Below are 20,922 nucleotides of genomic sequence, written 5' to 3' on the forward strand. Positions count from 1 at the left end.
GGTGAAGCAGGCACGACTGGTGAGGAACAGGCTATGACAAAGCACCGCATCATCGTCATGGGGGTCTCCGGCTGCGGCAAGACCACCATCGGCGACCTTGTAGCCCGCGAACTCGGGGTCCCGTTCATTGACGGCGACGCGCTCCACCCGGTGGAGAACGTGGCCAAGATGGCTGCCGGCACGCCCCTGACGGACGAGGACCGCTGGCCCTGGCTTGCGATCGTCGGCCGTGAACTGGCTGCCGCCGGGGACGGCGGGATGGTGCTTGCTTGCTCCGCGCTGCGCCGCACCTACCGGGATGCCATCCGCGAGCAGGCGCCGGACACCATCTTCCTGCACCTGAACGGCAGCAAGGAGGTCCTGAAGGCACGCACGGAAGGACGGACCGGGCATTTCATGCCGCCCGCGCTGCTGGAATCACAGCTCGCCACCCTCGAACCGCTGCAGGAAGACGAACGAGGCGTGGTGGTGGACATCGCCGCGCCCGTCGCGGATGTCGTGGTCGGGGCACTCAAGGGGATTGCCGCCGTCGTAAGTTCGGCCGGAAGTGCCGCCGCCTCGCGTGGGCAGCGCACCCGCGCCCGGCAGTTCGACGTCGACCTTGCCGCGCCGCCGTTCAACCTCGACGGCGGCGCCATCGCCTGGGTGGAGGGCACCATTGGTGCCATGACGCTCGAGGAAAAGATCGGGCAGCTGTTCATCAACCACAACAACGACTACTCACCCGAGTACCTCGATGACGTGCTGGAGAACTACCACGTGGGCGGCATGCGGTACCGCCCGGGGCCCTCCGCCGCGGTGCAGGAGCATATCCGCTACGCCCAGTCCAAGTCGCGGATTCCGCTGCTGATCGCTTCCAACCCGGAAATGGGCGGCGCGGGAAGCTGCGACGACGGGACGTTCGTGTGCACGCACCTGCAGGCAGGCTCGCACCCGGACAGGAACATCGCCCGCCGGATGGGGCAGGTGGCCGGCGTGGAGACGGCGGCCCTCGGCTGCAACTGGGCGTTCGCGCCGGTCGTGGACATCCACTACAACTGGCGGAACACGGTCATTTCCACGCGTTCCTTCGGCAATACGCCGGACGTCGTGGTGGAACGGGCGAAGGAGTATTTCGACGGGATCAGCGAGTCCGCCACCGCTTGCGCCATCAAGCATTTCCCCGGCGATGGCGTGGATGAGCGGGACCAGCACGTGGTGACGTCCTACAACACTTTCTCCTATGAGGAGTGGGACCGGACGTACGGGCGCGTGTACCGGGAGATGATCGCGCACGGCGTGCAGTCCATCATGGTGGGGCACATCGGCGCACCGGAGGTGTCCCGGCATTTCCGGCCCGGCCTCACCGACGCGGAAATCCTGCCGGCCACGTTGTCCCCGGAACTGCTGCAGGACCTGCTGCGCGGGGAGCTGGGGTTCAACGGGCTGGTCCTGACGGATGCCTCGCAGATGGTGGGGCTCACGCAGGCGATGAAGCGCAAGGACCTGGTGCCTGCCACGATCGCCGCAGGGTGTGACATGTTCCTGTTCTTCCGGAACCCTGCCGAGGACTTCCAGTACATGCTGGACGGGTACAAGTCCGGGGTCATCACCGAGCAGCGGCTGCACGATGCACTGCGGCGGATCCTCGGGCTCAAGGCATCGCTGGGGCTGCACATTAAGTCTGCTGAGGAGTTGGTGCCGCCTGCCTCGGCGCTTTCCGTCATCGGGTCCGCCGGGCACCGGGCCATTGCTGCCGACATCGCGGACAAGACGGTGACGCTGGTCAAGGACACTGCCGGGAACCTGCCCATTACTCCGGCCACCCACCCGCGCGTCCGGCTGTACGGGATTTCGGGCGGGGCCGACTTTACCCGCGCCGATCCGCTGGCGTACCTGGAAGTGGTGAAGGAGGAGCTGGAGACTGCCGGCTTCGACGTGCACCTGTTCCGCACGGCGGAGCAGCGTGAAGCGGCGGGGGAGGCCGGGATGAACTTTCTGCAGGTCCTGGCAGAGGAAGCCACCGGCGACTACGCGGAGAGGTACGACGCTGCGTTCGTCTTCGCCAACGTCAAGGGTTTCGCGCAGGAGGCAGCCATCCGGATCAAGTGGTCCTCACCGATGGCAGCGGAGATCCCCTGGTACGTCACCGAGGTGCCCACCGTGTTCGTGTCCCTGAACCAGCCTAACCACTTGATCGACGTGCCCATGGTCAAAACCGCCATCCACGCGCATGCGGGAACGCGGGAGGCCATTCGGGCTGCAGTGGACAAGATCCAGGGCAAATCCGAATTCCGGGGAACGTTCAACGACAACGTGTTCTGCGGGTCCTTCGATACCCGCATTTAGGGAGCTTTTACGGACGGGAGGCGCCACCGCGACAGCGGTGGCGCCTCCTGCATGATGTGCTTCCGGGGTTTTTAGGCGTCTTCCCGGTCCGGGTTCTCCAGCCGGAAGAAGTTGGACTGGCTGCCGTCGGTCCGCTGCTCCTGGTAGATGAAGTTGAGGCGGCGGGCGTCGAAGGTCTTGAACCATTCCTCCCAGCTGACCTCGCGCAGGTTGGCGTCCTTGTCGCGGAAATCGATGCGCAGGACGCCCAAATGGTCGCCGTGTTCAGTGCCGTCGACCGTGGCCGGAACGCCGCCACGTTCCTCTGCCCACTGCCGGATCACTTCGTGGTGCGTGGTTGCCAGGCTGCGGCCTTCGCGCTCCGGTTCCTCCTCCGTGGAGGTGATTTCCTGCGAGTACTTCAACGACTTGGACGATTCATCGCCGTAGCGGACCTTACCGCCGTCGGGGCCGGCGCCCAAGTCTTCCTGGTCCTGCGCGTCAGAGCGGGAACTTTGGTTCCGGTCGCCGTCGTGGCCTTCCTGCCGGGCGGCGGCGACCTCCTTCACCAATTCCTCCTTGCGCATGCCGGAGGCACCGGAGATGTGTTCGTCCCTGGCTTCCCGGCGGAGTTCGTCCACTTTCATGCTGCGCAGTTCGGTTTCACTCACGTCGGGAGTGTTCGGCGTCTGGTTACCCGGCTTTTCACTCATGGAATGTCCTCCTTTTGCTGGCCATAAATAATAAGGTTGCTTACTTTTCTACCTGTGGCTACAGGTGGCGTCAAGCGTTGCGCGGATTTGCGCGGGGCTCGTCCCGCCTGACCCGCTTCACGACTTGGATCCAGCTGGCAGGGTCAAGCCAACCTTGGGCGTTTGCGTCTGACCAGAAGGACGACGGCGGCGGCGAGCCAGAACGCCGCGCCCCACGTAAGGGATGGCATCAGCACGGCGATTCCTGCTGCGTGCCCGGAGGCCGCCATGAAGGAATTGATGAACGCACCAGCGGAGAGGACTGCGTGCATGAGCATTGCCAGCGGGAGGCTTCCGGTCCGGTCGTAAACCCATACCATCAGCACCCGGTACGGGGGGAGCCACGCAAAGAGGTAGACGCCGACGACGAGGGCGGCAGGCAGGGCCCCTGAAGGATCAGCGCTGGCTGCGAACATGGGGTAATGCCAGGCGCCCCACAGCAGGCCCATCAGCAATCCGGTGGGCAGGGCGCCGTAACGCTGCCGAAGCTTCGGCGTGGCGAAGCCTGTCCATCCCAGCTCCTCGAGGATGCCGACCATGACTCCCACGAGGAGTCCGGCTGCGACGATGGCTATCAGCTCGCCCGCCGTCCGGAAGGGCGCGTAATAGCCCGGAAATGTGTACGAGACTGCGGCTGCAGTTGCACCCATGGTGGCAGGGCCGGTCAGGAGCGCTACCGCATACCAACGCGGGCCGACGTGCCATCGACGTAGTCGCCTTCCCATATCGCGGAGGCCTGCTCTCCCGTACAGGATCCTGGTCAGCAAGAGGCATGCGGCAGCCGGACCCAGCGGTCCCACTGTCACAGCAACCGCCATTGGGACCGGCCCCACGCCCAGGATGGCGGCCACGGCGCCCCACGAGATGATGAAGGTCAGCACATAGTAGGCAGGCACGGGATGGCGCCTGATGAATGCTGCAAAGCCGTTGTCGGCGGCGCCCGGAACAAGCGGCATGCCAGGCTGCCGCGTCGTCCTCATGTGAATCCTCCTGCCCTTCCCGTTGGTCGCATTCACCGCGTCGTGAGCCAGTAGAAAGCCCTCATCCCAGCATGGTCGCGGCCTGTCCCGGCAAGTAGGGGCTTTTGGCAGGATCCAGCTGGCGGGATTCAACTGGCGGGGTCGAACTGGAAGGCGCGCACCTCCTGGGCGCACCGGCAGGCGGTGGCGATCTTGGCGGCCCATTCCAGGGCTGAGTCGTAGGACGGCAGCTCCAGCACCGAATACCCGCCTTCGAGCCGCGCCGTCTGTGGGTACGTGCCCTCAGTTACAGTCCCATCGCCCTCGACCATAACTGGCGGGATGCTCTCATCAATACCTCCGCCGAACACCCAGACGCCGGCGTCCTTGGCCTCCTGGACCACAGCATGCGCAGCATCCGAAACGGCTGGCAATTCCTCGCTTGTAACGACCATGGCGGCGCTCGGGAACGAAATCAAATACTTGGTCATCGCTTCGACTCCTTGCAGCTCGGGGGGAATGCGTTCATCCTCGCGGATGCCGTTCTGTCCGGCAATCATGCCGTGCGCCTTTCTACGTGGCGGTGACGGTGGGATTTGAACTCATATGGACACCCGCTGCACCAGGCGGTGAAGTCCATAGATCCCTGCGAATTGGCGGATTTCCCCACATTGCTCACGCACACAAACCTCCTGTCGCAGATTTTCTGTTACCGCTGCGTCACTGCTTAGACCGCGCAGGAGGAGTTGGGGAGCGTGCACGACAGGTCGCCTGTTCTCGTCCCGAGGGACAGATTCGGTGAGTGGCTGGACCCGGAAACAACCGACAAGGCTCAGATCCAGGACCTGCTTGACTCCCTGCCGGAGCCAACGCTGGTCCCGCGCGCCGTCAACTCCCAGGTCAACAGCGGATGCAACAACGGCCGGAACTGATCGAACCGGCCGAGTGAAACTGCTTACGGCCTATCCAGCGTAGATCCACTGCCAGCGCAGACAAGGTTGCGGTACTCTACCTCCACTCGTTCCCCATTGACGTAATGGATGTGCGCTATACCCATGGAAACGGCGGTGTTCGGCCCATCCTGCAAGACCGAGATAACGTTGAACGACTCGACCACCGCACCACCGGGTGGGCTGGTTGACGTGGAGCGTGCGCTGAGCTGATAAACCTCTCCACTTTCCAAATCCGTCGCTGTTCCTCTGAACCTTAGTATTGCGCCTGCGCCGGTTAATGAGATCGTCCCCGTGTATGAGGCACTCAGAATCTGGCCAGAGCAAGCGTTCAGATACGGGGCGTCGTCAACAGTAAAGCCTCGGTCTGCCGCATTGGCGGGCACCCCCGTCAGCAAAAGTCCGCATGTGACGGCCGCCGCCGCCAAACTGCGTAGTGGTTTCATGCTCGCCCTCCCTTGATTAAAGTTTCCGGTGCCTCCGGCGTCTCCCCAATCCTGCAGTCCGTGACCAAACGCGATTAGCGGCCTTGGTCCCGGCTGAGCAGGGATTGGAGCAAGCATGCGGTTTAGATTCCGTGGTGTGGGTGCTTCCGAGACGGGGCTCTGCAGAAATGTGTACTGCGGTGTTACCGCTGGATCTCTCTGGGCAAAGAAAAGGCTCTGCTTCCCTTCATTCACGAGGGAAGCAGAGCCTTTCTATATGGCGGTGACGGTGGGATTTGAACCCACGTTGGCTGTTACACCAAACAACATTTCGAGTGTTGCACCTTCGGCCGCTCGGACACGTCACCAACCTCAATAGGGTACCGGAGCGAGGCCTACATCCCCAAAACGCGGCTAGCCTGGGCTCCAGCTTTGAATGTCAGTGGGTCGATGGATGATGTTCGTATGGGAATCAGCGGCGGTTCAGTGAGCGGTTCGGGGTCGGGGATGGAGGGTGTTCGTGCCTCTGTTGCTGCCCTTGATGCGCTGTTCCTGGAGGAGGCTGCGCTTGCTTCTGCTGATGGTTCTGCCGCTGGTGCTGGTGCTGGTGCTGGAGTGGATGTGTTGCAGCGGCAGTATGAGATCCGGCTGGAGCGGCTGGAGCTGAGGTCCCGGCTGGAAGCGCAGCTCAAGGCCGGGCAGGCGCAGGACGCGGCCGAGTGCATCGCGATCCAGCAGGCGATGACCCCGCCGGACGCGTCCGTGCCGGAGCGCACGTACGCCGAGATGTCCGTGGTGGAGGAGATCGCGGGGGTCCTGACCATCAGCTCCGCGGCGGCGGCTGCTTTCGTTCACCAGGCGCAGCAGGTCTGTGCGCTTCCGCCGATCGTGGAAGCGCTGGCTGCCGGGACGGTGTCGTGGCAGCACGCGAAAGTGGTCGTGGATGAAAGCGACGGCCTCAGTCCTGCCGGCGCAAGGGAGCTGGTGGAGCACTTTTTCGACCCCGACGCTCCGAACCCGGCCCGCGGCGCGGCCCCCGGGAAGCTGGTCCCGTCACGGTTCCGGGCCAAAGCCCGCGCCTGGCGCGAACGCCACCACCCCGAGTCTTTGGAGAAGCGGCACGCCAAAGGCGCCGCGGACCGGCGGATGGAGTACCGGCCCGACCGGGACGGCATGGCCCGGATCACGCTCCATCTGCCCGGCGACACCGCCAGCGCGATCTGGAACCGCACCACCGCCATCGCCCGCGGCCTCCAAAGCCCCGACGAACCCCGCACCATCACCCAACTCCGCCCCGACATCGCCGCCAGCGTGCTCCTCGGCGCGGGAAACGCCGTGGAGCCCGGCAACCAGGACCTCGGCAACGTGCCCACACCCCGGGCCGATGTGCTGGTGATGGTTCCGGTGTTCTCCGCCCTCGGCGTCACCGACGAACCCGCGATCCTCGACGGCCACGGACCGATTCCCGCCTCGATGGCCCGCAAACTTCTCGCTGACGGCGCCGACTCGTTCTACCGTGTCCTCGTCGACCCCAGGGACGGGGCACCGCTGGAGATCGGGCGGAAGAGCTACCGGCTCACGGAGGCCATCAAACGCTGGATCAGGATGCGGGATGGAAAGTGCACCTTTCCCGGCTGCAGCAACCGCACCCTGGACAACGACACCGACCACCTCACCGCCTGGCAACACGGCGGCACCACCGGCGCGTCCAACCTGGGACAACTCTGCCCGAAGCATCACCGCCTCAAACACAACAGCGGCTGGACCCCCACCCCCGCCACCACCAAGGAGCCACCAGGCTGGACCTCACCCACCGGCCGCACCTACCCAGCGGAACAACACGACCCCGAACCAACCAACTGGCCTTATTGGATGATGTCCGATTGGATGATGTTCGCCGCCGGCCCAGCTGAAGATGCCAGCCCCGGGGACGTCCCGCAGTGGGAACCGGAGGACGACACACTCATCGACCCCGGCGACTTGTCACCCGACGACCCACTCTGGGCGGAATTCTTCACAAAACCATTTGCCCTGTTGACGTGTTAGCTCTGCCCCGATCCGCGCAGGTCTGTCCCGCCAAGCGGTTGGTCACCTGCGTCCGCCCGGCCCTGCGGGGGTGCGCGCGTCTTCCCCCGCCTCCACCGTGAGCGGTCCACGAAATCCCGACACCCGTCGTCGGACTTTCCCCTTGCCTGCGCATCCGGCTAGATTCATCAGCAAGATGACGAATCCACAGACTCCGATCCACGCAACCGCATACTGGACCACCGCCAAGGAGCACGGCGAGCTCCGGTCCGAGGAAGTGCCTGCCCCCGGCCCGGGGGAAGCCCTGGTCCGTGCCCTCTACTCGGGCATCAGCAAGGGCACCGAGATGGTGGTCCACGCCGGTTCCGTCCCGCCACGTGTCGCGGAGGAAATGCGGGCGCCGCGCCAGGAAGGGCAATTCCCGGGCCCGGTGAAGTTCGGGTACCTTTCCGTGGGCGTTGTGGAGGAAGGGCCTGAGGGCTGGAAAGGCCAGCGCGTCTTCTGCCTGAACCCGCACCAGGACCGTTACGTGGTTCCGGTCGACTCCCTGACTAGGATTCCATACGACGTTCCGTCCCGCCGGGCCGTCCTCACCGGCACCGTCGAAACGGCGGTGAATGCGCTGTGGGAAGCCGGGCCGCGCCTGGGCGACCGGATCGCCGTCGTCGGCGCCGGCCTGGTGGGCGGCATGGTGGCCACGCTGCTGCGCACGTTTCCGCTGGCCCGCCTCCAACTGGTGGACCTCGATCCCGGGCGGAAGCAGTTGGCGGACACCCTGGGCGTGGACTTCGCCCTGCCGGCCGACGCCCTTGCCAACTGCGACATCGTCTTCCACTGCTCAGCATCCCAGGAGGGCCTGGAGCGCAGCCTGCAGCTCGTGGGCGACGAAGGCGATGTCATCGAAATGTCCTGGTACGCCAACCGGGAGGTCACCGTGCCGCTGGGCGAGGACTTCCATGCCCGGCGCCTGTCCATCAGGGCGAGCCAGGTGGGAATGGTGGCGCGCGCCCGCCGCCACCGCCGGACCAACGCCGACCGCCTGGACCTGGCCGTTTCACTGCTCAAGGATCCCGTCTTCGATGCCTTCCTGACCGGTTCATCTGCGTTCCAGGACCTGCCGGACGTGGTGCAAAGCCTGTCCCACGGCACCCTGGAAGCCCTGTGCCACGTCATCGACTACTCCGCAGACAGCGTCGCCGAAAACCAAGCCAGCAACGATTCCGCTCCCGAAGACCCGAGGTAAATATGTTCAGCCTGACCGTCCGCCGGCATTTCATGATCGCCCACAGCCTTCCCCGGGAAGCTTTCGGCCCCGCACAGGCCCTGCACGGGGCCACCTTCGTGGCCGAGGTGGCCTTCCGCCGTCGCGCGCTGAACTCCGACGCCATCGTCCTGGACATCGGTGCTGCCGGAACCATCATTGAGGAAGTGCTCGCCGGCCTGAACTATCGCAACCTGGACGAGCACCCCGACTTCGCCGGCAAGCTCACCACCACGGAAGCACTGGCCGAGTACATCGCCCAAGCAGTGTGTACCAAGATCAAGGACACCGAGGACGGCCCCGAGCTTGCGGGAATCGACGTCACCCTGCGCGAGAACCCTGACGCCTGGGCCACCTACTCCCTGGACCTCTCCGCCTGACCATGCGCCCCATCCGGCTGCTGGTCCCCGGCAACATCCAGCACAGCTCAGGCGGCAATATCTACAACGCCCGGCTGGTTGCGGGATTGAAAGCGCTTGGGGAGGAGGTGGAGGTGGTCGCCGTCGAGGGCGGCTGGCCAACTCCCAGTGCCAAGGAACGACGCCGGCTGGGCGGACTGCTCGGGGCCGGGGAGCCGGCAGCGGGACGCGGGCCGGCGGTGGTCATCGTGGACGGGCTGGTCGCCGTGGGTGCCCCGGACGAACTGGAGTTTGCGGCAAGGGCCGGCCGGGAAACATGGGTCCTGGAGCATATGCCCTTGCCGGAAACTTCGGACCCGGCCAGCCTGGAGCGCGAGGCCCGGGCACTCCACGCCGCCACCGGGGTGATCTGCACCAGCACCTGGGCCGCAACCAAGCTGGCGGAGCGGGGAATCACCGGCAGCGGCGTTGCCCTTCCGGGGGTCGAGCCCGCGCCGGAAGCCAACGGTTCCAACCCACCTCACCTGGCCATCATCGCCGCCCTGTTGCCCAACAAGGACCAACTTCTCGCCGTGGAAGCCCTGGCCGGGATCCAGGATATGGAGTGGACGGCGGCGCTGGTGGGCTCCGACCAGGCGGACCCCGACTATGCCGGCAAGGTCAAGGCCGCCATCGCGGACTTGGGATTGGAACACCAGGTGCAGTTGACCGGTGAAGTCACCGGCGAGGCGTTGGAAACCGAATGGGCGCGCACTGATTTGAGCCTGCTGGTTTCCCGTAACGAGGCGTTCGGCATGGCGGTCACCGAATCTTTGGCCCACGGCATCCCTGTACTGGTGCGCGAGGGCACTGGCGCGGTGGAGGCGCTCAGCCTTGCAAAATTGGCCGCGGCCGACGGCGGTCCCAGGCTTCCGGGGGCTGCGGTGGCACTTCCGGAAGGGGCACAGGAAAGCCCCCGGCTCTTGGCCGGTGTCCTGCGGCGCTGGCTTGGGGATCCCGAAACCCGGCGGACCTGGCAGGCGGCTGCTTTGGATGCGCGGACCAGGCTTCCGGACTGGAACAGGACGGCAGAGACCGTGCTGCAGTTGCTGGCGGGCCCCGAAGGGAAAGGCTAGAGCCCGGTCCGGTGCGCGGCGAAGAACTCCCGCAGCAGCACGGCGCATTCGTCCTCGCGGACTCCCGGATAGACCTCGACCCAATGATTGAGGCGGCGCTCGCGCAGGATGTCGAACACCGATCCGGCGGCGCCGGCCTTCTCATCCCAGGCGCCGAAGACCACCCGGGGAATCCGGGCCAGGACAACCGCGCCCGCGCACATGGCGCAGGGCTCCAGGGTGACAACCAGCGTGCAGTCGGAAAGCCGCCAGCCGTCACTGCTGCCGCCGCCGGCCCTGGCCCGCTCCCGGAGCCGCTCGGCCGCCTCCCTGATGGCAACAACCTCGGCGTGGGCCGTGGGGTCTCCCAGTTCCTCGCGCTGGTTGCGTCCGGAACCCAGCACATCGCCGTCGGGCCCTATCACCACGGCCCCGATCGGTACATCATCGGTGCTGAGCGCCCGGCGGGCCTCCGCCAGGGCGAGCCCCATCCAGGCGTGGTGTTTCTTTTCGGGCAACGGCATGGCTCAATGATAGTTTCGGGGATACTCAGGTTACTTACCGATGCCGGGAGGCACCATGGACACTCTTCGGGACCGTTTGGGTACGTGGTTCAAGCCGTACGCGGCGCTGGTCCTTCCCATCCTCGTGGGCGGCGTGATCATCGTGTCCCTGGCGCTGCTCGGCGCCGAGGTCTACGACGACGTGGTGGACTCTGCAGGACTGGCCAACCTGGACAAACCTGCCCTGGCATACGCGGAAACCCTGAGGAACCCCGGCCTCAATGCCACAGTCACCGGCTTTACGAATATTGGCGGCGGCGTCGGCATGCCGATCCTTGCCAGCATCCTCACCGCCTGGCTGACCTTCCTTAGCCGCAACTGGCGCCCCCTTATCCTCGTTGGGGGCGCGGCCGCAGCGTCCATCGCGGCCACCACATTCGGAAAGAAGCTCGTGGGCCGCACCCGGCCGGACCACGCCGACGCAGTGCCGCCGTATGAGGATTCACCCTCGTTCCCCAGCGGCCATACCCTGAACACCACTGTGGTGATCAGCCTGATCGTCTACCTCATTTGCCTCCAGTTCAACGTGATGTGGACCCGCGTCACGGCGATCACTGCTGGGACCCTCTTCATCATCGCCATGGGCCTGAGCCGGGTGTTCCTCGGTCACCACTGGCTGACCGACGTCATGGCCGGCTGGATCCTGGGGTTCGCCTGGGTGGCCATAGTGATCCTGGCGCACAGGCTGTTCCACTTGGTCCGGCGCCGGGAGCATGCCGGTGCGCCGCCGTCGTTCGACCGTCCCGTGGTCCGCGACGTGGTGGCCCAGGAACTGCACGACGGCGGTACTTCCGGCCCCGGGCAGAGTACCGGCGGGTGATAGTTTTGGTGGATGCGCACTCTCGTTGTTGACCACCCGCTGGTTGCCCACAAGCTCACCGTCCTGAGGGACAAGAACACGCCGTCACCGGTCTTCCGCCAGTTGACGGAGGAGCTGGTCACCCTGCTGGCCTACGAGGCTACCCGCGAGGTCCGCACCGAGCCCGTCACCATCCAGACTCCCGTCAGCACCACCGTCGGCACGGCCTTCACGAAGCCCACGCCTTTGGTGGTCCCCATCCTCCGGGCCGGCCTGGGGATGCTCGAGGGCATGACCAAGCTGGTTCCCACCGCCGAGGTGGGCTTCCTGGGAATGGCCCGGGATGAGGAAACCCTGGACATCATCACCTATGCGGAGCGCCTTCCGGAGGACCTGACCGGTCGGCAGGTCTTCGTCCTGGACCCCATGCTGGCCACCGGCGGAACCCTGCGCGAGGCCATCAAGTTCCTGTTCAAGCGTGGCGCGTCCGATGTCACCTGCATCTGCCTGCTGGCGGCACCCGAAGGCCTCGCCCGGCTGGAGGAAGAGCTGTCGGGCGCCAACGTGCACATTGTCTTGGCATCCATCGACGAGAAGCTCAACGACAAGTCGTACATCGTTCCCGGCCTCGGCGACGCCGGGGACCGCCTCTACGGCATTGCCGGGTAGGCTGCAACCCTTTTCCAAACAGGGTCCCGCCGCTAGCCTGTGCGGATGGACTGGAAACTTGAACTTGTCTACGTCCCCGTGTCCGACGTGGACCGCGCCAAGGATTTCTACGTCAACCAGGTGGGCTTCAACGCCGACTATGACGAGCGGCCCTCGGACGACATCCGCTTTGTACAGCTGACGCCGCCCGGCTCTGCCTGCTCCATCTGCATGGGCGAGGGGCTTCTGGACGCCCCTGCCGGCACAGGAACCACCCTTCAGATGGTGGTTGACGACATCCAGGAAGCGCACGACCACCTGCAGAACAACGGGGTGGATGTCAGTGATATCGAAGTGCTGCCCTGGGGCCACTTCGTGTACTTCTCCGATCCCGACGGCAACAAGTGGTCTGTCCAGTACATCCCGTGGCGGAACGCGGGGCAGCCGGCAGCTGAATCAACGCGGGCTGATTAACGCGGAGAGCAGCCCGCATCCGTGGATGCGGGCTGCTGCCGGTGCCGGGTTTCGCACCTGCTCACAGGTGCGGGATTCCTAGTACCAGTTGTGGGCCAGGTGGAAGTTCAGGGCGCCACAGGGAGAGTCGTAGCTCTTCTTGATGTAGTCCAGGCCCCAGTTGATCTGGGTGCGGTAGTTGGTGAGGTAGTCCGCGCCGGCGCTTGCCATCTTTTCGGCCGGCAGGGACTGCACGATGCCGTAGGCCCCGCTGCTGGCATTGGTGGCGGTGGTGGTCCAGTCCGATTCCTTGGTCCACAGGGTCTTCAGGCACTGCATCTGGTCAGCACTCCAGCCAAAGGATGCCAGCTGGCTGGCCGCGTAGGCCTGGGCGCCGGCAGGATCGTTGACCGCGACGGCGGGAGCAGGCTCGGGTGCGGGGGCCGGAGCGGGTGCCGCCTCAACGGGGGGAGTGGACGGGGCCGGGGCAGGTGCCGGTTCGGCCGCCTGGGGTGCCACGCTGATCGGCGCAGGAGCGGGGGTTGCTGCCGGATTTGACCGGATCTCGCTCTTCTCGATGCTCATTTGGGCGTCGGAAGCGGCTGTGGAAGAGTGGGCCTCGGTGGCCGACACCGGGACGATGCTGCTGGTCGCCTGGCCCGCGGCGCCTACGCCAACCAGCACGGCGCAGGATGCCGCAAGGATGGCGGCCCGCCGGCCGAGTGTGCTCTTCTTGGCCGCCTGGGCCTTGGCCCGGTGTTTTGCCTTGGACTGCAGGCAGGGTTCTGCCGTGTTTTTGGACATGGTTGATCGCCTCTCACACCTGCGGAGTTAGCTGTCGGGTTCGGATGAGGGCATCCGGCAGCACGGAATGATCACATGCTGCTTAACCCCAAGGGCAGTCAATGCCCGGGACGGTGGGTCCCCCGCCTCTGCCGTTGCTCAAGCGGAATCCGGGAAGTGGCAGAGCTTGGCGTCAACCCGGGATTGCGGTCCGAACGCGGGCCGCACTTAATCGACGGTACAGGAAGCCTGCGCTTAAGTCACATTTAGGTAACGGAAGTCACGATGAATGGCGCGTCGCGTTGCCAGCCGTTATCAGCCGTCCTTATCCGTGGTGCCTCTGGGCCTGCTACTTTGTCAGCGCATAGACCGTGGAGTTGCCCACGGTCCGGGACTGGAAGTTGGCTTGGACCCACGCGGCCACCTCTGAGGTGCCGCCCCGGCCGCCTAAGCCGCCGCCCATGCCACGGGCCCCGCCTTCGATGAAGTAGCTGATCTCACCCTTGGCCACCATGTCCTGGAACTGCGCGAGCGTGGGGTAGGGGTCCCCGCCGTTCCAGCCGCCCAAGGCGATCACGCTCGTGTTGGAGGCCAGTTCCAGGTTTGCTGCCTGGGATGCGCCGGAGACGATAGCGGACCACTTCGTGGTGGTGGCGGACAGGAGGGCGGTCAGCGCGGTGTCCGGCGTTCCTTCGCCGGGCCCGCCAGCCATACCACCGCCGGCCATACCACCGCGGGCGGTACCACCGCCGGCGGGGTCACCGAAACGGGCCAGGCCGGCAGCACCGGCAGGGCCCGACGTCGGGATGGAACCGGAGTGCGCCGTGGCAGCGGTTGCCAGCGTCCATGCGCCCGTTCCGAGGCCTCCTGCCAGCAGGGACACCACGACGACGGCGGCGGGTCCGGCATGGCGGAACCGGCCGGCAGTCCCCATGCCGTCAACGCGGAGCAGGATCGCGGCCGTCGCCAGGACGCCGAGGACAATGGCGGTGATGCCCAGCCACGGGAGCCAGGACGCATCCCGGACCAGCAGCACCGCTGACCACATTGCCGTGGAGAGCACGGCGACGGCCAGCACGATCCGGGCGGGCCAGTACGCCCGCCCGCGCCATAGTTCAATGGCTCCAATGCCCGCCAGGGCCGCGATCGCCGGGGCCAGGGCCACGGAGTAGTACGGGTGGACGATGCCGCTCATGAAGCTGAAGACGCCCGCCGTCACCAGGAGCCAGCCGCCCCACAGGATCAGGGATGCCCGGCTCAGGGAGGTACGGGCCTCGCGTCGGGTGAACCATAGCCCCGCGGCCAGCAGGATCAGGGCGGCGGGCAGCAGCCAGGACACCTCGCCGCCGAAGCTGGTCCCGAACATCCGCAGAAGGCCGGCGGCGCCGCCGAATCCGGTGTTGCCGCCGCCGAAGCCCTCCGTCCCTCCCGGCGCGCCCGCACCTCCGCCTAAGCCCGCACCTCCGCCTAAGCCCGCGCCGCCGCCGGGCATGCCTTCACCCGACCCGGTGATGCGGGCCAGGCCGTTGTAGCCGAACGTGAGTTCCAGGAAGCTGTTGGTGGTGGACCCGGCCATGTAGGGCCGCGCCGAGGCCGGCGTCAGCTGGAAAAGCGCCACATAGCTGCCAGCCACCACGACAATTCCGCCGAGTGCGCCCAGCAGGTGCACCATCCGGCGTCCGAGTGTGGTGGGGGCCGCCCAGAGGTAGGCGAGGCCCAGCGCCGGAACAACCAGGAAGCCCTGCAGCATCTTGGTCAGGAACGCCAGGCCGATCACGGCACCGGCCGCGGCGAGCCATTTCCAGCCCGCCCGCTCGACGGCGCGGATGGTGAAGTACGCCGCCAGCACCAGGCACAGGGTGAGCAGGGCATCCGGGTTGTTGAACTTGAACATCAGCGTTGCCACGGGCGTCAGCGCGAGGGCGCCGCCGGCCAGCAGGCCCGCTGCCGGTCCCGAGGCGCGCTTGACGGCCAGGTAGAGGAAACCGACGGCGGCAACCCCCATGAGTGCCTGCGGAACCAGCATGCTCAGTGGGGAGAATCCGGAGATGCGGCCCGCGAGGGCCGGGATCCACAGTGCGGCGGGCGGCTTGTCCACGGTGATCGCGTTGCCGGCATCGAGCGAGCCAAAAAGGAAAGCGGTCCAGTCCTTCGTGCCGGCCTGGATGGCGGCGGCGTAGAAGGAGTTGCCGTAGCCGGTGGCCGCGAGGTTCCAGAGGTACAGGACGGCTGTGGCCAGCAGGAGGCCGGCGGCGGAGGGCCGTACCCAGCGGGGCTGGTTGCCGAACGCGTAACGGGTCCAGCGCCCCGGGCTGGCTGCGGCCGCGGGTACGGAGCCGCCGGATGGTGCGGGCAGATCTGTCGTGGCCTGGGGGGCTGCTGTGGACTGCGCGGCTGGCGTGGAACCGGAGCCCGCAGGGGAGGTGGTCGAGGTCATGATGCTGCCGTTTCTGTGGAAGTGGTGGCGTCTGCGCCGGTCGTGTTGCTGCCTCTTTCCCGGAAGACCCAGAGCCGGAACAACAGGAAGCGGATTGCGGTGGCGGCCAGGTTCGCCGCGATGACGGTGAGGACTTCCGCCCACCGGTCCGGCGTCGTCGTACTGTGCACGACGACAAGGGAACCGGAGGTGAGCAGCAGGCCGATGCCGAACACGATCAAACCTTCGAGATGGTGGCGCATGGGATTGCCGCCCTGGATGCCGAACGTGAAGCGGCGGTTGGCACCGGTGTTGGCCACGGCGGTGGTAATCAGCGCCAGGAAGTTGGCAAGCTGCGCGTCCATCAAAGCGCGGCAGAACACGAAGATCAGCAGGTAGGCCAGGGTGGAGGCGGCGCCGATGGCAGCGAACCGGACCAGCTGGCCGAACAGGCTGCTGCCGGGGGTCTGCTCCCCGGTCCGGGACAAGGCAGGCAACGGTCCGCGTGCGAGGGCCGCGCGCAGTTCCGGCACCGGGATGCGCCCGTAGACCAGGTCCCGGCTCAGCCGGGCCATGCCGCGGACGTCCGCCAGCGCCGTCCGGAGCACGTCGACGCTGGAATCGGGATCGTCGATCCAGTCCACCGGGACTTCGTGGACCCGCAGGCCGCAGCGCTCGGCGAGGACCAGAAGCTCGGTGTCGAAGAACCATGAGCTGTCCACGGTATGCGGCAGGATCTGCTGGGCGACGTCGGCCCTGATGGCCTTGAAGCCGCACTGGGCATCGCTGAACCTGGCACCCATCAAGGAGTGCAGCATCAGGTTGTAGCCGCGCGAGATGAATTCGCGCTTGGGCCCGCGGACAACGCGCGAGTTCCGGGTCAGCCGGGTGCCGATCGCCAGGTCCGAGTGCCCGGACATCAGGGGCGCCAACAGGGGAGCCAGGGCGGCGAGATCGGTGGAGAGGTCCACGTCCATGTAGGCCAGGACGGGCGACGGCGACGCCAGCCACACCTTGCGCAGGGCGTTGCCGCGGCCTTTCTCCTGGAGATGGACCACGGTGAGCTCGCTAAATTCCCGGGCCAGCCGTTCGGCGATCTTCAACGTGCCGTCCGTGCTCGCGTTGTCCGCCACGGTGATGCGGAAGCTGTGCGGAAAGGACTCGCGAAGGTGCCCGTGGAGCCTGCGCAGGCATTCCTCGAGGTCACGTTCCTCGTTGTACACCGGGATGGTGACGTCCAGGACGGGGACCGGGGTGCGGGTGTCCACGGGCGCGCGCCGCACGGCGTGTGCCCGGGAAGGAAGGCCCGGCGGCACCACCGAGGCGTCCTGCAGGGTTCCTGAAGTGGAGTCGGCGAGCGTCATGCATCAAGAGTGGCGCCAGCGCATTTGAGGGCTTTAGGCAAAGCCTGTGACGTGCCTGTGTAAGTTGCCCGGACCTAAGTTGCACGGGACGTAAGTTGCACGTGTCCAGAACGTCTCCGCCGACGGGCAAGGCGGCCGGGTCAGGAGGCGGGTGTGGCCCCTGGAAGGTGGACGGCGAACTCTGTCCTGCCGGGCCGGGAGACCAGTTCCACTGTGCCCCCATGGGCTTTGACGATCGACTCCACGATGGAAAGCCCCAACCCGGAGGACCCTTCGCCCGCTGAGCCTTCTTCCGTGCCGGAACGGGCGGCGTCGGCCCGGGTGAAACGGGAGAAGATCCTGCCCTGGAACTCGGCAGGAATCCCCGGCCCGTCATCGGTGACGGTGACCACCGCGCTGCCGTCGGCCGAGCGCATCACCCCGGTGGTCACGGTAGTGCCGGCGGGGGTGTGCTTCCGGGCATTGGAGAGCAGGTTGGCCAGCACCTGATGCAGTTGGGTGGCATCACCGCGGACGGTGATGGGTTCATCAGGCAACCGCAACTGCCAGATGTGGTCGGGGGCCATCACCTTCTCGTCGCTGACCGTTTCGATCACCAGCTGGGTCAGGTCCACATCGGTGGTTTCGGGCGCCTTGCCCTCGTCCAGACGGGCCAGGAGCAGAAGGTCCTCCACCAGCGCCGTCATCCGCTCGGACTGGCTTTGCACCCGTGCCAGCGACTTCCGGCCGTCCTCGGTGAGGGGTTCGGTCATGCGCAGCAGTTCGGTATAGCCGCGGATTGCGGTTAGCGGAGTTCGGAGTTCATGGGACGCGTCGGCCACGAACTGGCGCACCTTCATTTCACTGCGCTGCCGCGCCTGCAGCGCGTTGGAGACGTTGTCCAGCATCAGGTTCAGGGCGTGGCCGACACTTCCCACTTCCGTTCCGGGGTGTGCGGCGCCGGGAGGGACACGGACGGCCAGCGCCACCTCGCCCGCGTCCAGGGGCAGCTTGGAAACCTTGGTGGCTACATCGGACAACTGTTCCAGCGGCCGCATCGTCCTGCGGATCAAAGCGGTACCGGCCAAACCGATCAGGACCAGGCCACCCAGCGAGACCAGCACCATGGTCAATATCAGCGAGGCCTCGGTGCTTTGCTTCGTTGCGAGGGGCAGCCCGGTGATCACAACATCGCCATATGGGGTTGTGGTGGCCATGAGCCGGTAGTCGCCGTTGGACAGTTCGCGGTCCACCGGAACGCCATCGTGGGGGAGTGCCTGCAGGGTGGCGACGTCCCGGGAGGTGAGCGGGAGGCGGGTGGCGTCAGAGGAAAGGAAGCCTGCCTCCCTGCTGACCTGCCCGTTCACCACCCGCGCGTTAAGTGTTCCGACGCTTTGCCCCCGCGCGTCGAGGGGATCGGGCCGGCCGGAGGGGTTGCCTTCCGGCGGCCGGCCGCGGGATGCCAGCTTCAGTTGCGCGTCCAGCTGGTTGGTAAGGACCACATCCATGGAGGCGTAACTGACCACGCCGATGGCGCTCGAGATGGCCACCAGGAGTGCCATGGAGAGCAGGATCAGGCGGGTGCGCAGATGCCAGGTGGAAGGGTTGAACCAGGACCGGCCCGCAGGACGGGGGACACCGGAAAGCGATGACATGCTCTTCCTTGGCTAGTCTGCAGGCTTGATGACGTAGCCTGCTCCGCGCACGGTGTGGATCATCGGCGGGTGGTTGGCTTCGATCTTCTTGCGCAGGTAGGAAATGTACAGTTCCACGATGTTGGCCTGGCCGCCGAAATCGTAGTCCCATACGTGGTCCAGGATCTGGGCCTTGCTGACCACTCGCTTGGGGTTTTCCATCAGGTAGCGGAGCAGCTCGAACTGGGTGGCGGTCAGCTGGATGTCCTGCCCGGCGCGGGTGACCTCGCGGGTGTCAACGTTCAGGACCAGGTCGCCCACCACCAGCTCGGCGGTGTCCATGGCCGCGACTCCGGAACGCTGTACCAGGCGGTGCAGGCGCAGCAGGACTTCCTCCATGCTGAAGGGCTTGGTGACGTAGTCGTCCCCGCCGGCGGCCAGGCCCACGATGCGGTCCTGGACGTCGTCCTTGGCGGTGAGGAAGAGTGCGGGCACCTCGGGTGCGAAGGCGCGGATCCTGCCCAGCAGCTCCACACCGTCGAACCCTGGAAGCATGACGTCCAGCACCAGGACATCGGGGTGGAAGTCCTTGGCAAGCTTCACCGCGCCTGGTCCGTCGGCGGCGACGGCAACCGACCAGCCCGCCATGCGCAGGCCCATGCTCATCAGTTCTGACAGGCTCGGCTCATCGTCCACCACCAGGGCGCGGATGGGGGAACCGTCCGGGTGGGTGAGCTGGGGAAGGTGGTTGGTCATGGAGTGCGGGGATGCCATGGGACAACTCTCCGTCCTGTCGGTTTGCCGATGCTTTGCGGTTCCTGTGTTGCAGCTGTGAGCCCAAGCCTAGCCACCTGGCTGTTGCCGCTGGATGAGGCCGAACATGGCGATTAACTGTTGGTTGAGGTCACAGCCAGGCTTGGCCTGCCGCACAGCCCATGCACAGCAACGCGGAAGAGCCTGTTGGAACGACAGCAGTTTCGACTTCATGGGAGAGAGCAATGGATCAGCAGAAGGGACAGCCCTCGCCGGTGTGGGAAGGTGCGCAGGATGAACAGGGCGCGCAGCACCAGGGTGCACAGAACCAAGGCACACCCGGCCAACCGGCCCATGGGTGGGGCGTCCCGCAGCCGTACCCATCCCCCGATTCCTCCGGTGGGCGGCCGTTCAAGTGGACCGGCAGGAAGGGCCTGCTGGTCGGCGGGGCGGTGGTGGCCGTGGCCGCGGCCGCGGGAGTCGGCGCTTACGCTGCAGGAAACAGCGGCACGGGTGCCGCCACCGGCAGTGCCCTGGGCGCCGGAGTGGCGGGCCAGCCGGGGACCGGTAACCAGGGCGGCATGAGCGCCGGAATGGGCGGGATGGACGGTGGCCGCATGGACGGTGGCGGCCCGGGCGGCGGCGGCCCGGGCGGCGGCCCCGGCGGACCGGGGATGGGCATGGCGGGCCTGAATGCTGCCGTCCACTCCGAATACGTGGTCCTGCAGGATTCCGGCTATGTCACCATGGCCGGACAGATGGGCACCGTAAGCAGCGTTTCCACCGACTCGCTGACGGTGAAGAGCGAGGACGGCTTTACCCGGACCTACGCGGTGGGCTCCGATGTTCAGGTGTCAGAAGGCATGCGCCTGCGGGGCGGGACAACCGGCAGTGCGCTCAGTCTCTCCAACGTGGCCTCCGGGGCGACGGTCCGGGTCACCGCCCTCAAGGAAGGCGATACGTACACGGCACAGTCCATCCAGCTGTCGGCTACGGGAACCACTGCGGCCCAGGGTTCGGGTACTACTGCCAACTAGGCGCAGCCTGCCCGGACATGCGCGCGACGACCGCCCATGCTGCAATCCACCAAGGCCACTGCGTAAGCGCTGCCTCCTGCCTTCAGCAGCCGGAGGGAGGGAAAAATTCTTCGCCGAGGGCAGGGCGCGGACTGGACAAGCGGGGGTCGGGGTTAGGGATTCTATGTCAAGCGCGTGAAATTTGCGAGGATTCGCTGAACGGCCACATTCTCGAACGAAATTCTGCATCGGGCGCTTTCGTGGGCGGCGCCCCGGATAACGAACGTTATTCTTTGGTCCACACAGAATCGTGATCTGCAACACAATTTCTGGATTTGTCTCACAATGCGGACGATTCGGTCCATTGTTACTTGCAAGTTGT

19 protein-coding genes, 1 tRNA gene and 1 riboswitch are annotated in these 20,922 nt (G+C 66.1%); of the genes, 10 read left to right on the forward strand and 10 right to left on the reverse strand.

The window, feature by feature from the left end:
* The first annotated feature begins 33 nt into the window (after positions 1 to 33).
* Entirely contained in the window at positions 34 to 2,328 is a 2,295-nt protein-coding gene (locus AC3IMC_RS13315) for a gluconokinase, GntK/IdnK-type (protein WP_490919018.1), read from the forward strand.
* Positions 2,329 to 2,399: 71 nt separating this feature from the next.
* On the opposite strand, the gene AC3IMC_RS13320 is transcribed toward AC3IMC_RS13315, so the two are convergent.
* The 3 genes from AC3IMC_RS13320 to AC3IMC_RS13330 form a co-directional block, all read right to left on the reverse strand.
* On the reverse strand, positions 2,400 to 3,020 hold the full coding sequence (locus AC3IMC_RS13320) for a Rho termination factor N-terminal domain-containing protein (protein ID WP_490919019.1): 621 nt from the start codon (positions 3,018 to 3,020) through the stop codon (positions 2,400 to 2,402).
* A gap of 143 nt (positions 3,021 to 3,163) precedes the next feature.
* Positions 3,164 to 4,039 (reverse strand): CPBP family intramembrane glutamic endopeptidase, encoded by an 876-nt coding sequence (locus tag AC3IMC_RS13325; protein ID WP_490919020.1) that lies wholly within the window; start codon positions 4,037 to 4,039, stop codon positions 3,164 to 3,166.
* A gap of 128 nt (positions 4,040 to 4,167) precedes the next feature.
* Positions 4,168 to 4,509 (reverse strand): YciI family protein, encoded by a 342-nt coding sequence (locus AC3IMC_RS13330; protein ID WP_490919086.1) that lies wholly within the window; start codon positions 4,507 to 4,509, stop codon positions 4,168 to 4,170.
* A gap of 264 nt (positions 4,510 to 4,773) precedes the next feature.
* Here AC3IMC_RS13330 and AC3IMC_RS13335 point away from each other — a divergent pair, with 264 nt between their 5' ends.
* Complete coding sequence (locus tag AC3IMC_RS13335) at positions 4,774 to 4,950, forward strand: SOS response-associated peptidase family protein (protein WP_490919021.1); 177 nt, start codon at positions 4,774 to 4,776, stop codon at positions 4,948 to 4,950.
* Positions 4,951 to 5,671: 721 nt separating this feature from the next.
* Here the strand turns inward: AC3IMC_RS13335 and AC3IMC_RS13340 are convergent.
* Positions 5,672 to 5,761 (reverse strand) — tRNA-Ser (locus AC3IMC_RS13340).
* 97 nt (positions 5,762 to 5,858) lie between these two features.
* Here AC3IMC_RS13340 and AC3IMC_RS13345 point away from each other — a divergent pair.
* From AC3IMC_RS13345 to AC3IMC_RS13360, 4 genes are all read left to right on the forward strand, one after another.
* A complete protein-coding gene (locus tag AC3IMC_RS13345) occupies positions 5,859 to 7,439 on the forward strand; it encodes an HNH endonuclease signature motif containing protein (protein ID WP_490919022.1) in 1,581 nt (526 codons plus the stop codon).
* A 175-nt stretch (positions 7,440 to 7,614) separates the two neighbouring features.
* Positions 7,615 to 8,661, forward strand: a complete 1,047-nt coding sequence (locus tag AC3IMC_RS13350; RefSeq protein ID WP_490919023.1) for a zinc-dependent alcohol dehydrogenase — start codon at positions 7,615 to 7,617, stop codon at positions 8,659 to 8,661.
* 2 nt (positions 8,662 to 8,663) lie between these two features.
* Positions 8,664 to 9,059 (forward strand): 6-pyruvoyl trahydropterin synthase family protein, encoded by a 396-nt coding sequence (locus AC3IMC_RS13355; RefSeq protein ID WP_490919024.1) that lies wholly within the window; start codon positions 8,664 to 8,666, stop codon positions 9,057 to 9,059.
* A 2-nt stretch (positions 9,060 to 9,061) separates the two neighbouring features.
* Positions 9,062 to 10,153: a glycosyltransferase family 4 protein gene (locus tag AC3IMC_RS13360; RefSeq protein WP_490919025.1), complete on the forward strand. Its 1,092-nt coding sequence runs from the start codon at positions 9,062 to 9,064 to the stop codon at positions 10,151 to 10,153.
* On the opposite strand, the gene AC3IMC_RS13365 is transcribed toward AC3IMC_RS13360, so the two are convergent.
* Positions 10,150 to 10,656, reverse strand: coding sequence for a nucleoside deaminase (locus AC3IMC_RS13365; protein ID WP_490919026.1), 507 nt, complete (start codon positions 10,654 to 10,656; stop codon positions 10,150 to 10,152). The genes AC3IMC_RS13360 and AC3IMC_RS13365 overlap by 4 nt on opposite strands.
* 55 nt (positions 10,657 to 10,711) lie before the next feature.
* Here AC3IMC_RS13365 and AC3IMC_RS13370 point away from each other — a divergent pair, with 55 nt between their 5' ends.
* The 3 genes from AC3IMC_RS13370 to AC3IMC_RS13380 are packed head-to-tail and all read left to right on the forward strand — an operon-like array spanning position 10,712 to position 12,616.
* Positions 10,712 to 11,515 (forward strand): phosphatase PAP2 family protein, encoded by an 804-nt coding sequence (locus tag AC3IMC_RS13370; RefSeq protein WP_490919027.1) that lies wholly within the window; start codon positions 10,712 to 10,714, stop codon positions 11,513 to 11,515.
* Between the two features lie 12 nt (positions 11,516 to 11,527).
* Positions 11,528 to 12,163: a uracil phosphoribosyltransferase gene (gene upp / locus AC3IMC_RS13375; protein WP_221385530.1), complete on the forward strand. Its 636-nt coding sequence runs from the start codon at positions 11,528 to 11,530 to the stop codon at positions 12,161 to 12,163.
* 45 nt (positions 12,164 to 12,208) lie between these two features.
* The gene (locus AC3IMC_RS13380) at positions 12,209 to 12,616 is read left to right on the forward strand and encodes a glyoxalase superfamily protein (protein WP_490919028.1); all 408 of its coding nucleotides are present in this window, start codon (positions 12,209 to 12,211) and stop codon (positions 12,614 to 12,616) included.
* 78 nt (positions 12,617 to 12,694) lie between these two features.
* Here AC3IMC_RS13380 and AC3IMC_RS13385 read toward each other — a convergent pair whose 3' ends face one another.
* The 5 genes from AC3IMC_RS13385 to AC3IMC_RS13405 all read right to left on the reverse strand — a co-directional run bounded on the left by AC3IMC_RS13385 (position 12,695) and on the right by AC3IMC_RS13405 (position 19,545).
* Positions 12,695 to 13,399, reverse strand: a complete 705-nt coding sequence (locus AC3IMC_RS13385) for an aggregation-promoting factor C-terminal-like domain-containing protein (RefSeq protein ID WP_490919029.1) — start codon at positions 13,397 to 13,399, stop codon at positions 12,695 to 12,697.
* Between the two features lie 5 nt (positions 13,400 to 13,404).
* Positions 13,405 to 13,564: riboswitch (cyclic di-AMP (ydaO/yuaA leader) on the reverse strand.
* 163 nt (positions 13,565 to 13,727) lie between these two features.
* On the reverse strand, positions 13,728 to 15,815 hold the full coding sequence (locus tag AC3IMC_RS13390; protein WP_490919030.1) for a glycosyltransferase family 39 protein: 2,088 nt from the start codon (positions 15,813 to 15,815) through the stop codon (positions 13,728 to 13,730).
* A complete protein-coding gene (locus tag AC3IMC_RS13395; protein WP_490919031.1) occupies positions 15,812 to 17,158 on the reverse strand; it encodes a bifunctional glycosyltransferase family 2/GtrA family protein in 1,347 nt (448 codons plus the stop codon). Before AC3IMC_RS13395 ends, AC3IMC_RS13390 begins: the two co-directional genes overlap by 4 nt.
* A gap of 140 nt (positions 17,159 to 17,298) precedes the next feature.
* Positions 17,299 to 18,792 (reverse strand): sensor histidine kinase, encoded by a 1,494-nt coding sequence (locus AC3IMC_RS13400; protein WP_490919032.1) that lies wholly within the window; start codon positions 18,790 to 18,792, stop codon positions 17,299 to 17,301.
* A 12-nt stretch (positions 18,793 to 18,804) separates the two neighbouring features.
* Entirely contained in the window at positions 18,805 to 19,545 is a 741-nt protein-coding gene (locus tag AC3IMC_RS13405; RefSeq protein WP_490919033.1) for a response regulator transcription factor, read from the reverse strand.
* Positions 19,546 to 19,769: 224 nt separating this feature from the next.
* Between AC3IMC_RS13405 and AC3IMC_RS13410 the strand changes: the two genes are divergently transcribed.
* Entirely contained in the window at positions 19,770 to 20,561 is a 792-nt protein-coding gene (locus AC3IMC_RS13410) for a hypothetical protein (protein WP_490919034.1), read from the forward strand.
* Positions 20,562 to 20,922: the final 361 nt, after the last annotated feature.

The organism is Arthrobacter sp. E70 (assembly GCF_058266945.1).

What these genes read in the sequence shown, in the direction of transcription:
- upp (WP_221385530.1), top strand. Translation starts at nt 11,528, where the DNA reads ATGCGCACTCTCGTTGTTGACCACCCGCTGGTTGCCCACAAGCTCACC.
- AC3IMC_RS13405 (WP_490919033.1), bottom strand. Translation starts at nt 19,545, where the DNA reads ATGGCATCCCCGCACTCCATGACCAACCACCTTCCCCAGCTCACCCAC.
- AC3IMC_RS13330 (WP_490919086.1), bottom strand. Translation starts at nt 4,509, where the DNA reads ATGACCAAGTATTTGATTTCGTTCCCGAGCGCCGCCATGGTCGTTACA.
- AC3IMC_RS13365 (WP_490919026.1), bottom strand. Translation starts at nt 10,656, where the DNA reads ATGCCGTTGCCCGAAAAGAAACACCACGCCTGGATGGGGCTCGCCCTG.
- AC3IMC_RS13385 (WP_490919029.1), bottom strand. Translation starts at nt 13,399, where the DNA reads ATGTCCAAAAACACGGCAGAACCCTGCCTGCAGTCCAAGGCAAAACAC.
- AC3IMC_RS13390 (WP_490919030.1), bottom strand. Translation starts at nt 15,815, where the DNA reads ATGACCTCGACCACCTCCCCTGCGGGCTCCGGTTCCACGCCAGCCGCG.
- AC3IMC_RS13400 (WP_490919032.1), bottom strand. Translation starts at nt 18,792, where the DNA reads ATGTCATCGCTTTCCGGTGTCCCCCGTCCTGCGGGCCGGTCCTGGTTC.
- AC3IMC_RS13380 (WP_490919028.1), top strand. Translation starts at nt 12,209, where the DNA reads ATGGACTGGAAACTTGAACTTGTCTACGTCCCCGTGTCCGACGTGGAC.
- AC3IMC_RS13315 (WP_490919018.1), top strand. Translation starts at nt 34, where the DNA reads ATGACAAAGCACCGCATCATCGTCATGGGGGTCTCCGGCTGCGGCAAG.
- AC3IMC_RS13355 (WP_490919024.1), top strand. Translation starts at nt 8,664, where the DNA reads ATGTTCAGCCTGACCGTCCGCCGGCATTTCATGATCGCCCACAGCCTT.
- AC3IMC_RS13345 (WP_490919022.1), top strand. Translation starts at nt 5,859, where the DNA reads ATGGGAATCAGCGGCGGTTCAGTGAGCGGTTCGGGGTCGGGGATGGAG.
- AC3IMC_RS13370 (WP_490919027.1), top strand. Translation starts at nt 10,712, where the DNA reads ATGGACACTCTTCGGGACCGTTTGGGTACGTGGTTCAAGCCGTACGCG.
- AC3IMC_RS13410 (WP_490919034.1), top strand. Translation starts at nt 19,770, where the DNA reads ATGGATCAGCAGAAGGGACAGCCCTCGCCGGTGTGGGAAGGTGCGCAG.
- AC3IMC_RS13325 (WP_490919020.1), bottom strand. Translation starts at nt 4,039, where the DNA reads ATGAGGACGACGCGGCAGCCTGGCATGCCGCTTGTTCCGGGCGCCGCC.
- AC3IMC_RS13360 (WP_490919025.1), top strand. Translation starts at nt 9,062, where the DNA reads ATGCGCCCCATCCGGCTGCTGGTCCCCGGCAACATCCAGCACAGCTCA.
- AC3IMC_RS13320 (WP_490919019.1), bottom strand. Translation starts at nt 3,020, where the DNA reads ATGAGTGAAAAGCCGGGTAACCAGACGCCGAACACTCCCGACGTGAGT.
- AC3IMC_RS13350 (WP_490919023.1), top strand. Translation starts at nt 7,615, where the DNA reads ATGACGAATCCACAGACTCCGATCCACGCAACCGCATACTGGACCACC.
- AC3IMC_RS13395 (WP_490919031.1), bottom strand. Translation starts at nt 17,158, where the DNA reads ATGACGCTCGCCGACTCCACTTCAGGAACCCTGCAGGACGCCTCGGTG.